This is a genomic window from Actinomadura spongiicola (assembly GCF_003432485.1).
Taxonomy (GTDB): Bacteria; Actinomycetota; Actinomycetes; order Streptosporangiales; family Streptosporangiaceae; genus Spirillospora; species Spirillospora spongiicola.
This window is the reverse complement of sequence record NZ_QVNQ01000004.1, coordinates 589290-603831: the sequence shown is the minus strand read 5'-3', so window position 1 is coordinate 603831 and position 14542 is coordinate 589290. Positions and strand designations below refer to the sequence as shown.

The 14542-nt window shown below is 72.3% G+C and carries 14 protein-coding genes; 12 read left to right on the top strand and 2 right to left on the bottom strand.

Annotated features, from left to right (window positions below; translation table 11 throughout):
• The first annotated feature begins 5 nt into the window (after positions 1-5).
• The 5 genes from D0T12_RS15510 (at position 6) to D0T12_RS15490 (ending at position 5530) form a co-directional block, all read left to right on the top strand.
• On the top strand, positions 6-1052 hold the full coding sequence (locus tag D0T12_RS15510) for an alpha-hydroxy acid oxidase (protein ID WP_117400461.1): 1047 nt from the start codon (positions 6-8) through the stop codon (positions 1050-1052).
• Complete coding sequence (locus tag D0T12_RS15505) at positions 1046-2452, top strand: cytochrome P450 (RefSeq protein WP_117400252.1); 1407 nt, start codon at positions 1046-1048, stop codon at positions 2450-2452. The genes D0T12_RS15510 and D0T12_RS15505 overlap by 7 nt, the downstream gene beginning before the upstream one ends.
• Complete coding sequence (locus D0T12_RS15500; RefSeq protein ID WP_117400251.1) at positions 2424-3734, top strand: cation:proton antiporter; 1311 nt, start codon at positions 2424-2426, stop codon at positions 3732-3734. Before D0T12_RS15505 ends, D0T12_RS15500 begins: the two co-directional genes overlap by 29 nt.
• 120 nt (positions 3735-3854) lie before the next feature.
• Positions 3855-4541 (top strand): response regulator transcription factor, encoded by a 687-nt coding sequence (locus D0T12_RS15495; protein ID WP_233526076.1) that lies wholly within the window; start codon positions 3855-3857, stop codon positions 4539-4541.
• On the top strand, positions 4538-5530 hold the full coding sequence (locus D0T12_RS15490; RefSeq protein WP_117400250.1) for a sensor histidine kinase: 993 nt from the start codon (positions 4538-4540) through the stop codon (positions 5528-5530). Before D0T12_RS15495 ends, D0T12_RS15490 begins: the two co-directional genes overlap by 4 nt.
• Here the strand turns inward: D0T12_RS15490 and D0T12_RS15485 are convergent.
• Complete coding sequence (locus D0T12_RS15485) at positions 5445-6194, bottom strand: TetR/AcrR family transcriptional regulator (protein WP_117400249.1); 750 nt, start codon at positions 6192-6194, stop codon at positions 5445-5447. The genes D0T12_RS15490 and D0T12_RS15485 overlap by 86 nt on opposite strands.
• Before the next feature lie 178 nt (positions 6195-6372).
• Here D0T12_RS15485 and D0T12_RS15480 point away from each other — a divergent pair, with 178 nt between their 5' ends.
• The 3 genes from D0T12_RS15480 (at position 6373) to D0T12_RS15470 (ending at position 9693) form a co-directional block, all read left to right on the top strand.
• Positions 6373-8562 carry an MMPL family transporter gene (locus tag D0T12_RS15480; RefSeq protein ID WP_117400248.1) on the top strand — a complete coding sequence of 730 codons (2190 nt, stop codon included), beginning with the start codon at positions 6373-6375 and terminating at the stop codon, positions 8560-8562.
• A 172-nt stretch (positions 8563-8734) separates the two neighbouring features.
• On the top strand, positions 8735-9037 hold the full coding sequence (locus D0T12_RS15475) for a hypothetical protein (RefSeq protein WP_117400247.1): 303 nt from the start codon (positions 8735-8737) through the stop codon (positions 9035-9037).
• Between the two features lie 143 nt (positions 9038-9180).
• The gene (locus D0T12_RS15470) at positions 9181-9693 is read left to right on the top strand and encodes a superoxide dismutase family protein (protein WP_117400246.1); all 513 of its coding nucleotides are present in this window, start codon (positions 9181-9183) and stop codon (positions 9691-9693) included.
• 81 nt (positions 9694-9774) lie between these two features.
• Here the strand turns inward: D0T12_RS15470 and ku are convergent, their stop codons facing one another.
• On the bottom strand, positions 9775-10728 hold the full coding sequence (gene ku / locus D0T12_RS15465) for a non-homologous end joining protein Ku (RefSeq protein ID WP_117400245.1): 954 nt from the start codon (positions 10726-10728) through the stop codon (positions 9775-9777).
• Between the two features lie 113 nt (positions 10729-10841).
• Between ku and ligD (D0T12_RS15460) the strand changes: the two genes are divergently transcribed.
• From ligD (D0T12_RS15460) to D0T12_RS15445, 4 genes are all read left to right on the top strand, one after another.
• Positions 10842-11816 carry a non-homologous end-joining DNA ligase gene (gene ligD / locus D0T12_RS15460; RefSeq protein ID WP_117400244.1) on the top strand — a complete coding sequence of 325 codons (975 nt, stop codon included), beginning with the start codon at positions 10842-10844 and terminating at the stop codon, positions 11814-11816.
• 21 nt (positions 11817-11837) lie between these two features.
• Entirely contained in the window at positions 11838-12746 is a 909-nt protein-coding gene (gene ligD, locus D0T12_RS15455) for a non-homologous end-joining DNA ligase (protein WP_117400243.1), read from the top strand.
• Positions 12747-12855: 109 nt separating this feature from the next.
• Positions 12856-14202: a dihydrolipoyl dehydrogenase family protein gene (locus D0T12_RS15450; RefSeq protein WP_117400242.1), complete on the top strand. Its 1347-nt coding sequence runs from the start codon at positions 12856-12858 to the stop codon at positions 14200-14202.
• Positions 14199-14426, top strand: a complete 228-nt coding sequence (locus tag D0T12_RS15445) for a hypothetical protein (protein ID WP_117400241.1) — start codon at positions 14199-14201, stop codon at positions 14424-14426. The genes D0T12_RS15450 and D0T12_RS15445 overlap by 4 nt, the downstream gene beginning before the upstream one ends.
• Positions 14427-14542 lie beyond the last annotated feature (116 nt).

Sequence of the window (14542 nt, the reverse complement as noted above, 5' to 3'; positions counted from 1 at the left end):
CCGCCATGCGGTCACCCGCCGACGTGCGCGGGTTCGAGGCCGTCGCCCGCGAACGCCTCGACCCGGCGCACTACGACTTCTTCGCGGGCGGCGCCGGGGACGAGATCACGCTGCGCGCCAACGAGGCCGCGTTCGGACGGCTCGCGCTGCTCCCCCGCGTCCTGCGCGGCACCGACAAGCCGGAGCTGGACGTCACGCTCCTCGGCTGCCGCGCGTCGCTGCCGGTCCTGGTGGCGCCGACCGCGTTCCACCGGCTCGCCGACCCGGAGGGCGAGCGGGCCACGGCACGGGCCGCCGCCACCGCCGAGACGATCATGATGGTGAGCATGGCGTCGACGGTCGCCGTCGGGGACGTCGCGGCCGCCGCGCCCGGCGCCCGATTGTGGTTCCAGCTGCACGTCCAGCCGGACATGGCTTTCACCGAGACGCTCGTCCGGCGCGCGGAGGCCGCGGGATGCGGCGCGCTCGTCGTCACGGTCGACGCGCCGGTCTTCGGCAGGCGCGGCCGGGACGAGCGCAACGGCTTCCACGACCTGCCCGACGGCCTGTGCTGCGAGAACATGCGGGACGGCGACCGTGTCAGGCCCATCGAGTTCTCCCCCGCGATCTCGTGGGAGCACATCGGCCGCCTCACCGAACTGACCTCGCTCCCGATCGTGCTGAAGGGGATCCTGCATCCGCGGGACGCCCGGACGGCCCTCGACCACGGCGTCTCCGCGCTGATCGTCTCCAACCACGGCGGACGGCAGCTCGACACGGCCCCCGCCACGGTCGACGTCCTGCCGGAGGTCGCCGCCGCGGTCGCGGGGGCGGTGCCGGTGCTGCTGGACGGCGGCGTCCGGCGCGGCACCGACGTGTTGAAGGCGCTGGCGCTCGGCGCGGACGCCGTCGCGGTCGGGCGGCCGGTCCTGTGGGGCCTTGGCGCGGACGGCGAGAGGGGGGTCGTCCGCGTCCTCGACCTGCTACGGGCCGAGATCGAGGACGCGCTGGCCCTGTGCGGCGTCGCGTCCGTCCACGACCTCGAACCGGGCATGGTGAGGCGGGCATGGTGAGGGGCGTAGCGCTCGCCGCGCTCGCCGGGGCCGCTGGTCTGGTGAGCCTGCCGTGGTGGCTGCCCGACCGAATCGTGGCGTTGCGCGGATGGCTGTTCGCCCGCGTCAACGGTAACGAGGGCATCGCCGTCCCCGGCGACCTGGTCGGCGTCGAGGAGTTCAGGGACGTCTACTCCCACCCGGCGGCGGGTGGCCGCAGCAGGGGCGCCGCGCTGTCGGACCTGTTCTGGTACTGGCTGTCGCCCGGCGCGCACGTCCACCAGGAGCATCTGGAGGCGGGCGACCGGTACGACGAGGTGGCCCGTGCGACGCGCCGGTTCCTCGCCGTCCCGCGGGCGGAGGCCGAGGACCTGACGGTCCGCTGCGTCACCCGCGTCCTCCGCGAGCGGCTCCCGCGCGGGGACGCGGCGCGGCTCGTCCGGCTCCGCGACCTGATGATGCCGGTCTGGGCGGAGTTCTACTACGAGCTGGTGTTCGGTGAGCCGTGCCCGCGCCCGGCACGCGACCTGATCGTCGGGAACGCCGACGACGTCGTCACCGCGCTGAAGTGCTGCGGGCTCCGCCACATGGAACGCCGCCACCGGCTGACCCGCTACCTCGCCGGGCGCCTCACCGACGTCCGGCATCCGCTGCCCGCGGGCCTTTCGGACGAGGAACGCGCCTACTACCTGCAAGGAACGTTCTTCAACACCGCGGTCGTGCAGATGTCGGAGGCGATGGCGCACCTGCTGATGGTCCTCGCCCGGCACCCGGAAGCGGCGGCGACCGCGCTCACCGGCGACGAGCGCGCGTTCGACCGGGTGCTCCAGGAGACGATGCGGCTCTACCCGCTGTTCGGGGTCGCGCACCGCATCACCACCGGGGACATCGGTCTCGCCGACGGGACGACGATCCCGGAGGGGTCGGTGCTGTGCTTCGGCTACCCCGAGTTCCACCGCGCCGGGTTCGCCGACCCGGACCGGTTCGACCCGGAGCGGTTCCGGAACGGTCCCGCCGCCAAGGACCTGAACCACATCCCGTTCGGCGTGGCGGCGAACCGGCCCTGCCCCGCCTGGCGGCTCGCGCCGATCACGATGCGGGTCGCGGCGCGGGAGATGCTGCGCCGGTACTCGCTCGCCACGTCCGCGTCGCACACCAGGTCGATGCCCAACCGGGGGCCGTGCCTGCTCGTCCCCCGCCACACCACGCCCCGCCAAACCACGCCCCGCCACTCCTCGCACCGGCGCGCGGCCCTGCTGTTCCTGCGCGCCCGCGACCGGTTCGAGGACGTGTGGCGCGGCGTCGTCCAGCTCGTCCTCGGCACCTACATGGTCTGGGACGCGCGCAGGCAGCGGCTCTGCGAACGCCATTTCGCACACTTGGAGGACAGTCATGCTCCCTCTCGCAGCGGCCCCCGCTGAGGACCCCAACCTCGCGCTGACCCTGAAGGTGCTCCCGGCCCTCGTCGTCATCCTCGTCGCCGCGGGCGTGTGCGGGCGCCTGGCCCGGACGGTCGGGCAGCCGCGCGTCCTCGGCGAGATGGTCGCCGGGGTCCTCCTCGGCCCGACCCTGTTCGGGCAGGTGTGGCCGGACGCGCAGGAGAAGGTGTTCCCCGGCGAGGTCGTCCCCGTCCTGTACATCGTGAGCACCATCGGGTTGACGCTCTACATGTTCCTCGTCGGCGCGGGCCTGGACCACGGGTCGCGGACGCCGGGCGAGGGGCGGCGGGCGCCGGTGCTGGCGCTGGCGGGGATCGTGCCGTCGCTCATGCTCGGCTTCGCCGTCGGCGCCGCGCTGTGGGGCACGCTGTCCCGCGACGACGTCGGCCGGTGGGAGTTCGCGCTGTTCGTCGGCGGCGCGTTGTCCCTGACCGCGTTCCCGATGCTGGCGAGGATCCTGTACGAGCGTGGCCTGGAGAACGCGCCGCTCGGGCGGCTGTCGCTGCTGGCCGCGTCGATCGACGACGCGGCGGCCTGGTGCCTGCTCGCCGTCCTGTCGGCGTGGCATCTCGGCACGGGCCCGGACGCGGCGCTCCGCACGATCGTGCTCGCGGGCGTGTTCGCGGCGGTGATGCTACTGGTGGTGTCCCGGCTGCTGCGTCCGCTGGGCCGGGAGGTCGCCCGGACGGGTTCACTCGGCCCGACCGCGCTGTACATCGTCGTCATCGTGCCGTTGACGGCGGGCTGGATCACCGACTGGATCGGTGTCTACTCGGTGTTCGGCGGGTTCGTCGCGGGTCTGGCGATGCCCCGCGACCGGGCGTTCCGCGAGGCGCTGCACGCGAAGACGATGGGGATCGTCTCGACGCTGCTGCTGCCGGTGTTCTTCGCCTTCTCCGGGTTGAACACCGAGCTCGGCGGCATCACCGGCGCCACCATGCTGCTCTCGTTCGCCGCGATCATCACGGCGGGTTTCTGCGGGAAGTACTTCGGCTGCGCGCTGGCGATGCGGGGGCTCGGGTTCGGGTGGCGTGACTCCTACGCGGTCGGCGGGCTGATGAACGCACGCGGCCTGATGATCCTGATCTTCATCAACATCGGGCTGGCCCAGGGCATGATCACGCGGGAGCTGTTCGCGATGCTGGTGCTCGTCGCCGTCATCACCACCGCGGCGGCCGTCCCGCTCTACCGGCTGGCGCTGCCGGACCGGCTGGAACGCGCCCGCGTCCCCGACGACCCGGAACCTGTTCCCCGGGCCGCCTGACGCGGGGGGCGACGCTGGTGCAAGACGAGCGATCCACCGATTCGGTTCAAATTTAAAGAAAGTTGTCCACTAGTGTCCGCGTCTCTGGTGGGACGGGGGCGACGGTGGGAGCGTGGGATCGTGGCCGATTCAACGGGCCCCGGCGACCCGCCACGCCGGCTGTTGATCGTCGAGGACGACCGCGAGCTCGCCCGGATGCTCGCCGCCCTGTTCGTCGAGCAGGGTTACGCGGTCGAGCTCGCCGCCGAGGGCCAGCGCGGACTTCACCTCGGGCTGAGCAGGAACTACGACGCACTGATCATCGACCGTGGGCTGCCCGTGCTCGACGGTGTCGAGCTGGTCCGCCGCCTGCGCGGCCGGGGCGTCACCGCGCCCGCGCTCGTGCTGACCGCGTTCGGTTCGCTCGCCGACCGGGTCGCCGGGCTCGACGCGGGCGCCGAGGACTATCTCGTCAAACCGTTCGAGATCGACGAGTTGCTCGCCCGGGTGCGGGCGCTGCACCGCCGCCATCTGGACCGCGCGCAGGTGCTGCCGCTCGGCGCGGGACGGCTCGACCCGCGGTCCCGGCTGGTGAGCCTGCCGACCGGCGAGCATGTGGCGCTGTCGGGACGGGAGGCGCGGCTGCTGATGGCGCTCGCGACCCGTCCGGGGCAGGTGCACACGCGGGCGTCGCTGCGGCAGCGCGTGTTCGACGAGGCCCGAACGGAGTCGATCGTGGACACCTACGTCTACTACTTACGCAGCAAGCTGGGCGCGGACGTCGTGCGGACCGTGCGCGGCGTGGGCTACCGGCTGGGCGAGCTGTGAACGGCCGTCCCGCCCGGGACCCGGACCGGCGGCTGCTGACCGAGGCCCGCGGCGACGTCACCGTCCAGGTCGCGGGCGCCGCCGTCCTGCTGTTGGGGACGCTCGGCACGGTCGTCTACCGCACGGCGGCGACCGGCCTGGACGCGCCCGCGCGGCGCAGGCTCCTGTGGACGCTCGCCGTGGCGGAGGCCGCGGCCCTGCCGGTCGCGCTGCTGACCGGCCGCGCCATCGCCGACCGGACGCTCGCGCCGCTGGACGAGGCCCTCGCTCGGCGGCGGCGGTTCGCGGCGGACGTCGGCCACGAGCTGCGCGCCCCCCTGACCCGCCTGCACACCCGCGCGCAGCTCACCGCCCGGCGGCTGCGGAGCGGAACGGACGTCACCGCGGACGTGGACCGCCTCGTCACCGGCACCCGGCAGCTCGGCGAGGTCGTCGAGGACGTGCTGGCGTCGGCGCTGCCGCCGGGGCGGGGTCCGGCCGTCCTCGCCCCCGTCGACCTCGGCACGCTCGCCCGGGAACTGGCCGCCGCTGAGTCGGCACGGGCGCTGGAACGCGGCGTGACGATCGAGGTCACCGGGCCCGACCGGGGGCCCGTCGTCCTGGGACGGGAGACGGCGTTGCGGCGCGTGCTGTCCGCGCTGGTCGACAACGCGCTCGGCCACACGCATCGAAACGGGCGCATACAGATGGCGCTGTCGCGCACACCGGCACTGGTGGAGTTGACCGTCCGCGACGACGGCGACGGCTTCGACCCGCGCGACGCGGGGCGCCTGTTCGACCGGTTCGCCAGCGGGCGGAGCGGCGGTCACGGCCTCGGTCTCGCCCTGGCCCGGGAGGTGGTGGAGGGCCTCGGCGGCGCCCTCACCGCCGTGGGCGGCCCGGGTGCCGGAGCGGCGTTCACGATCAGCCTTCCGACCGACCCGCGCGGTCGGACGGGTGGTGCTCGGGCGGACTGTAGGTCAGGCCGAGCGTGCCGGAGACCTCTCTGAGCATCAACTCGAACATGGGCTCGGCGTCGTCCAGCGAGAAGTCCAGGTGGCCGAAGGCCTCCAGGCTGACGCCGCCCTGCAACCTGATCCAGCACTTGAGGAACTGCTGAATCACGCCGAGCGGCAGCTCCACGCCGATCTCGTCGCGGTAGCGGCGGAGCTGCGGCCTCAGGACGGGGTCGATCTCGTCGTCGGCCGGGATGGGGAACGGCTTCTTCCTCCACAGCTCCAGGAACAGGTTCATGAACGTCCAGCCGAACCTGCGGGCGCACTCCTCGGCGAAGTCGGCCCTCTCCTGGTCCGTCGCGCGGCCGCGCACGGGCGCCCCGAACAGCAGCCCGTACTCGCGGGGATGCGACAGGGCCCAGCGCCGGAACTGGCGTGACACGGCCAGGAACTTGCCGCTCATGTCGCCCGGCGTGACCTGGTGGATGGCGTCGTGCAGCTCGCCGGTCAGCTCGGTGAAGATGTCGCCGACGACGTGCCGGAGCAGTTCGCCGTGGCTGTCGAAGTAGCGGTAGAGCGCCGGGGCCGTCATGCCCATCTCCCGGGCGATGGCCCGGAGCGTCACCGCCTCGGGGCCCTGCTCGACAAGGATCCGCCGGGCCGTCTCGGAGATCTCCCTGACCGTCGCCGCCCGCAGCCGGTCACGCCGGGATTCCACAGCGTCGCCCCTCCTCTCGTGGTCCGCGGTTCCGCTCACCGGTCCCCCCGCATGATTCCTCAAGAACACCCTTGACGACAGCGAACGACGTATGCATAGTTAACAGCGTTCTCAGTTTACATCGTTCACTACGGTGACGGGAAGTCACACTGCGTGCCGAACAGGCAGGAGGAACGGGATGTTCGAGCGATGGGGACGATGGGTCCATCGGCGCCGCAGATGGGTCCTCGCCGTCGCGGGCGCGGCGCTGGTCTTCGCCGGCGTGTGGGGAACGGGCGTCTTCGGCGCGCTGGCGTCGTCCGGCGGCTTCGGCACGCCCGGCAGCGAGAGCGCCGCGGCGGCCGAGATCGCCGAGCGCGACCTCGGCCACGACGCGGCGGACGTCGTGATCCTCTACCAGGGCCGCAGCATGACCGTCGACGACCCGCGGTTCCGCGCCTCGGTCGAGCGGGCGCTCGGCGCCCTGCCCAAGGACAGGATCGCCGGCACGGCCACCTACTGGTCGACCGGCTCGCCGCAGTTCGTCAGCGACGACAAGACGGCCACCTACGCGGTCCTGCGGCTCGCGGGCGCCGACGAGGCCGCCCGCCAGGACGGCTACGAGGCGATCAGCGACGATCTCACCGACGTCGGCGGCGGGCTCACCGCCAAGGTCGGCGGGAGCATCGGCACGGAGACCGCCGTCAACGAGCGCGTCTCGTCCGACATCGCCCGCGCCGAGAGCCTGGCCATGCCCGTGCTGCTCGTCCTGCTGGTGCTAATCTTCGGTGGGCTGGTCGCGGCGAGCCTGCCGCTGCTGATCGGGGGCTTCGCGATCCTCGGCTCGTTCACCGCGCTGCACGCGCTCACCTATGTGACCGACGTGTCGATCTTCGCGGTGAACATCACCACCTTCCTCGGGCTCGGCCTCGCCATCGACTACGGGCTGTTCATGGTGACCCGCTTCCGGGACGAGTCCAGGAAGGCCGGCGTCACCCCCGAGGACGCCATGGCCACGACGATGGCCACGGCCGGACGCACCGTCGCCGTCTCCGGCGTCACCGTCGCCGTGTCGCTGTCCGGGCTGCTGCTGTTCGACCAGGCCTTCCTCGTCTCGATGGGCTACGGCGGCATCGCGACCGTGATCGTCTGCATGGTCGGCGCCCTGACCGTGCTGCCCGCGATGCTGGCCGTCCTCGGCCCGAAGGTGAACGCGCTGTCGGTCCGCGGGCGCCGGGGCCGCCGCGCCCGGGCCGCGGGTGCCGAGAGCCGGTTCGACGCCTGGTGGGGACGGCTCGCGCTCAGCGTCATGCGCCGCCCGATCACCTACATCGTCGCCACGTTCGCGCTGCTCATCGCGCTCGGCCTCCCGTTCCTGCACGTCAACTGGGGCGGCCTGGACGCCAGGGTGCTGCCCGAGGGAACCGACGCCCGGGTCGTCGCCGAGACGCTGGAGACCCGGTTCCCGCGCAACTCCACCACCCCGATCGAGGCCGTGGTGACGGGGACGTCCGACCAGGCCGCGGTTCAGGCGTACCGGGGCCGCCTGGACGCGGTGCCCGGAGTCACCGCCGCCACCGTGACCGGCGCCAAGGACACCACGACGCGGATCGCGCTGCGCTACGACGTCGACCCGAACTCCGACGCCGCCCGCGACCTCGTCCAGCGGGTGCGGGACGTGCCCGCCCCGCCCGGCGCGCAGGCCCGGGTCGGCGGCGACACCGCCGAGGTCGTCGACCAGCTCGACAGCATCGGCTCGACCCTGCCGTGGCTCGCCCTGTTCGTCGGCGGCGCGACGTTCGTCCTGCTCTTCCTGGCGTTCGGGTCGATCCTGCTGCCGCTGAAGGCGATCTTGATGAACATGCTGTCGCTGTCGGCCACGTTCGGCATCGTCGTGCTGATCTTCCAGGACGGGAACCTGTCCGGGGCGCTGGACTTCACCGCGACCGGCAACCTCAGCCCGGCCATGCCGATCCTGATGCTGGCCATGCTGTTCGGCATCTCGATGGACTACGAGGTGTTCCTGCTGTCGCGGGTCAGGGAACAGTACGACAAGACCGGCGACAACACGGCCTCGGTCGCCGCGGGCGTGCAGCGGACCGGCGCCATCATCACCAGCGCGGCGTTGCTGTTCATCATCGTGATCGGCGCGTTCTCCACGTCCGGCATCACGTTCATCAAGATGACCGGCGTCGGCATGGCGATCGCGATCCTGCTAGACGCGACCGTCGTGCGGGCCCTGCTCGTGCCCGCGACGATGCGGGTGATGGGCCGCGCGAACTGGTGGGCGCCCGGACCGCTCGGCAGGCTCTACAGCCGGTTCGGCATCCGTGAGGGCGGCGACGCGCCCGACCCGGCGCCGCGACCCCCGCTGGAGCCCGTGGCCTGACCCGGACGTCCGCACGCTCATCTCCGCATATCAGTGCCCCGGTCCTCGCGAGGGCCGGGGCACCGATATGCGCAAACCGCTTGTGATCCGCCACACCCGCCAGGACACTGAATCCAATTCCACCCCCCGCCGCGCCCTTTTTTGTGCGCGCTCTTGTGCATTCGGAGGAGTCATGTCCGCGCAGGTGATCACCGAAGGGGAGGAGGCGCTCGGGCACCTGGAGCGCCTCACCGTCGAGCTGCGTGACCGCGGCTGGACGGTCGAGGTCGCCGCTCCCCACGACCGCCGCCCGTCCGCGATCGTCGCCGACCCGCGGACCCCGAACCTGAACGACGGCGTCATCGCCGCGCAGGAAGGCCCGGACGGCTCCTGGGCGTACTTCTACGCCTGGGGCGAGCGGATCGCGTCCTGCGCCGACCCGTCCGCCGCGGCGACGGCGCTCGGCCGCGTCCGCGACGCACGCCGCGACGGCTGAACCGTTCGGCGCACCGGAACGACCTCTCACCGCACCCGTGGGTGAGATGTCCGGCCCGGTGGGGATGATCGTGAGTCACCGACCGCGGGGGACCGGTCCGCACCGGTGCCCCGCGACCGCTCCCGCAACAGAAGAAGGACGTCATGCGAACAACCGCCCTCGCCGCCCTCAGCCTGGCGGCGGCCGGAGCCGTGCTCGTTCCGCTCGCGACCCCCGCCTCGGCCCGTCCCGACAAGATCGTCGTCAATGGCCCGACCTACGTCTACGACCAGGCGTACAAGGACGTCAAAACCAAGATCACGGTGCAGCGCACGAAGGACACGACGAGCGTGCTGCTCCAGGCGTCGGGCTTCCCCGCCGAGGCCGCCGGCAAGACGTTCGGCGTCCACGTGCACGTGAACCCGTGCGGGCCGAAGGGCGAGGACGCGGGACCGCACTACATGAACCCCGACGGCTCCCACGACCTGCCGATGGAGCAGATGGAGATCTGGCTCGACGTCACGGTCGCCAAGGACGGCACCGGCCACTCCGGTGACACCGTGCCGTGGAGGGTCGCCAAGAAGGCGGCCGGTTCGGTCATCATCCACGCCCTGCCCACCGACCCCAAGACCGGCGGCGCCGGGGCACGGAACATCTGCACCACCGTTCCGTTCTAGCGGAGCCCGTCGAGCCGCCGCGGTCCTGACCCTCGCGGCGGAACACGTCGACGCGCGGCCGCGGGGCGACCTGTGGCGGGGTCAGGCCGACTTGCGGCCGCGGCTCTTCGCCGGCTCCTTCTTCGAGCCGGACTTCGACGACGACCCGCGCCCGGCGGGCTTCTTCTCCCCCGACCTCCCGGACGCGGCCCCGCCCTTGCCGCCCTTGCCACCGCCCTTGGCGGTCTCCCTGGCGGTCTCCTTGGTAGCGTCCCGCTCGCCGCGGCTCTTCTTCGCCGCCTCGACACTGGCGCGCAGCGCGCTCAGCAGGTCGGCCGCCGGTTCCTCCGCGGCCTCCTCGGCGGGACGCGCGACCTCCCGGCCCTCGACCTTGGCGTCGATCACCGCCTGGAGCGCCTCCCGGTAGGCGTCCTTGTACTCCGACGGGTCGAACTCGCCCTCCATGGACTCGATCAGCGACGTCGCCATCGACAGTTCCTGCTTGCGGACCTCGATGTCCTCGTCCAGGAACGGGAAGTCGGGGGTGCGGACCTCGTCCGGCCACAGCATCGTCTCCAGCACGAAGACGCCGCCGCGCACCCGCAGCGTCGCCAGCGACTCCCGCTGCCGGATCGCGATCTTGACGATGGCGACCTGCCCGGACTCCTCCAGCGCGTCCCGCAGCAGAACGTACGGTTTGGCGCCCTGCGCGTCGGGCTCCAGGTAGTACGACTTCGCGAAGTAGATCGGGTCGACCTCCTCCTGCTCCACGAACTGGAGGACGTCGATACGGCGGCTGGACGACAGCGGCAGGTCGGCGAAGTCCTCGTCGGTGAGCACGACCATCTCACCGCTCGGCAGCTCGAACCCCTTCGCGATGTCGGAGTACGGCACCTCCTCGCCGTCGGCCGTGCACACCCGCTTGTACTTGATGCGCGCCCCGTCCGTGCGGTGCACCTGGTGGAAACTGACGTCCCTCTGCTCGGTCGCCGAATACAGCTTCACCGGTATCGTCACCAGCCCGAACGAGATGGCGCCCTTCCAGATACTGCGCATGACCAGTCCCTACCCAGCGGGTTCCTGCCCCTAGCCTCGCGATATCGCCCGATTTCGCGCCACCGGGGCTCCTTGATCCTTTGCCATGCGGCGGTATCGGGTAAGACGGCGGTATGACCATGCCGTGGCCCGTTGAGCCGATGATGGCCGCCACCGGAGACCTCCCCTCCGACGGCGAGAAATGGGGTCTGGAGCTGAAATGGGACGGCGTCCGCGTCCTGTCGCACGTCTCCGCGGGGGGCGTGCGGGCCTGCGGGCGCCGCGGCGGGGACGTCACCGGCCGCTATCCCGAGCTCTCCGCCCTGGCCGACCTTCTCCCCCACCACGACGTGATCCTGGACGGCGAGGTCGTCGCCTTCGAGGAGGGACGACCCAGCTTCGAACGACTCCAACGCCGCATGCACGTGGCCCACCCCGACCCGAGACTGATCCGCGAGGTTCCCGTCCGCTACGTCGTCTTCGACGTCCTCTACCTGGACGGGCACTTCCTCTACGACATGCCGTACGCGCAGCGCCGCACCGTACTGGCCGAACTCGACCTGGCGGGCTCCGGGCCCGTGGAGGTGCCCCCCTACCTGCACGGCGGCGACACCGCCCAGGTGGACGAACTCCTCGACTTCACCCGCGAGCAGCACCTGGAGGGGCTGCTCGCCAAACGCCTGAACTCCCCCTACCGTCCCGGCCGCCGCGTCGACTTCTGGCGCAAGGTGAAGAACTTCCTGACCCGCGAGGTCATCGTCTGCGGCTGGAAGCCCGGCAAGGGACGCCGCGAGGGCGGCGTCGGCTCGCTGCTGCTCGGCGAGTACGACGTGAAGGGCCTGCTCGGCTTCGTCGGGCATGTCGGCACCGGTTTCAGCGACCGTGCCCTCGACGAGCTGTACGAGACGCTGTGGCCGCTGCGCCGTCCCACCAGCCCCTACGACGAGCCCGTTCCGCGCGAGTTCGCCCGCGACGCCCAGTGGGTCGAGCCGCGGCTCGTCGGCGAGGTCGCCTACAGCGCCCGGACCAGGGACGGCCGCCTGCGGTTCCCGTCCTGGCGCGGTCTTCGCGACGACAAGGACCCCCTGGAGGTCACCAGTGAAGAGTGAGCCTGAGAGTGAGAGTGACGCGTGACCTCGAAGCGCACGAACGTGGAGGTCGATGGACGGCAGGTGTCGCTGTCCAACCTCGACAAGAACCTGTATCCCGAGTTCACCAAGGGCGAGGTCATCGACTACTACGCCCGTATCGCCCCCGTGATGCTGCCGCATCTGAAGGACCGCGCCGCGACCCGCATCCGCTGGCCGGACGGCGTGGACGGCGCCAAGTTCTTCGAGAAGAACGCGCCGTCCCACACCCCCGACTGGGTCCGGACGGCGACGATCCCGACGCCCGGCAGTTCCACGGGCCGCGACACCCTCGACTTCGTCGTCGTCGACGACCTGCCCACGCTCGTGTGGTGCGCCAACCTCGCCGCGCTGGAACTGCACGTCCCGCAGTGGAAGGTCGGGCCGCGCGGCGGGGTGCGCAACCCCGACCTGGTCGTCTTCGACCTCGACCCGGGCGAGCCGGCGACGATCGTGGAGGCGTGCGAGGTGGCGCACCTGCTCCGCGACCTGCTCGCCGAGGACGGCCTGGAGTCGTATCCGAAGACCAGCGGCAAGAAGGGCCTGCACCTGTACGTGCCGATCAAGGAGCCGTCGAACGCGGAGCGGACGTCGGAGTACGCCAAGGCCGCCGCGCGGCGCCTCGCCGACGAGCATCCCCGGCTCGTCGTCGCGAAGATGGAGAAGCGGCTGCGCAAAGGCAAGATCTTCGTCGACTGGAGCCAGAACAACCCGGCCAAGACGACCGTCGCGCCCTACTCGCTGCGCGCGGCCCGCCGGCCGTCGGTGTCGACGCCCGTCACCTGGGACGAGCTGGAGTCCTGCGCCGACGCCGCCGACCTGGTGTTCACGCCCGCGGAGATCCTCGACCGCGTCGACGAGCACGGTGACCTGCTCGAACCGCTCCTGAAGGACCACCGGCCCCTCCCCTGACGGCCCGCCGCCGCGACACCGGAAACCGGTGCCCCATGTAGTCGAACCGGCACGCTCCGGCGCCGCCGTCCGCCACCATGGTCCGCGGGGACCACGATGGTTCGGAGGGATGAACGTGTCGCAGAACCACCACTACGACGCCGTTGTGCTGGGCGGGGGAACCGCGGGAGAGCCGGTGGCGTCGGGTCTCGCCCGCGCGGGCCGGGACGTCGCGCTCGTCGAGTGCCGCCTCGTCGGCGGCGAGTCGCCGTACTTCGCGTGCGTGCCGTCGAAGTCGCTGCTGTCGTCGGCGCGGCGCGGCGAGACGTGGGAGATGGCCGTCGCCCGCCGGGACGAGCTGACCCGGCGCCGCTCCGACGACCCCGCCGTCGCGCGGATGGCCGAGGCGGGCGTGACCGTGCTGCGCGGCCGGGGCCGCGTCCTGGAACCCGGCCGGGTCGAGGTGGACGGCGTGGTGCACGGGTATCGCGACCTCGTCGTCTGCACGGGCGGCGAGCCGGTGATCCCGCCCGTCGACGGCCTCGCCGACGTTCCGCTGTGGACCAGCGCCGAGGCGCTGTCGGTCCCCGACCTGCCGCGCCGCCTGGTCATCCTCGGCGGCGGCCCGGTCGGCTGCGAGATGGCGCAGGTGTACGCGGCGTTCGGGTCGCAGGTGACGGTGATCGAGGCGTCCGGGCGGCTGCTGACCGCCGAGGCGCCGTTCGCCGGGGAGGTCCTCGCCGACACGCTCCGCCGGATGGGCGTCGACCTGCGGCTCGGCGCGGCGCTCTCCGGCGTCGAACACAAGGACACCGGGCTGCGGCTGTGGCTCTCGGACGGCGGGACGCTCGACGCCGACCGGATCCTCGTCGCCGCCGGACGCCGCCCGCGCGTCACGGGCCTCGGGCTCGAGAAGCTCGGCGTCGCCGTCCGGCCGGGCCACGGGCTGCCGGTGGACGAGACCTGCCGGGTGCCGTCCGAGGCGGGCGGCGTGTGGGCGGCCGGTGACGTCACCGGCGTCGCCCGGACGACGCACGCGGCCCGCTACCAGGCGCGGGTGGCGCTGTCCAACCTTCTCGGGCACCGCCGCGAGGCCGACTACCGCGGCATCCCCCGCGTCGTCCACACCACGCCGACCGTCTACTCCGTGGGCGTCTCGCCGACACGGGCCGCCGAACTCGGCATAGACCTGCTCACCGCCGGGTACGACCTCGCCGCGACGACCCGGGCGGCGGTCGAGGCGGACGAGCGCGGCCGGGTGGAACTGTACGCCGACCGCGACCGCGGAGTACTGATCGGCGCGGCCGCGGCCGGAGTGGGCGCCGCGGAGTGGATGGGCGAGATCGCCCTCGCCATCCGCGCGGAGACGCCCCTCGGCGTGCTCGCCGACGTCGTCCACCCGTTCCCGACCTACGGCGAGTCCGTCGAGGCGCCGCTGCGGGAACTGGCCGGACACGTGCGAGGAGGATCCGAATGAGCGAGATCGACGACCTGGAACCCCCGGTGCCGGGCGACGCCGACCCCGCCGAGGCCGCCGAGATCGGCCGGGCCGACGAGGCCGACGCCGCCGAGCAGCTCGCCGCGATCGACGAGGAGGAGACGCCACGCGAGTGGTTCGCGCAGCTCCCCGACGACGTCGACGAGGCGGACGCGGCCGAGCAGCGGCGCGTGGTCCCGCTCGACGAGGACGACTACCGGTGACCGCAATACACTGACCCGCGTGGTCGACCCTCGGCGGCCGTTGTCCGTGACCGACGGAGTTACCCGCGCGTAGGATGGTGGGATTGTTCCCGCGCGGCGGACCCCCTGATCCGCCC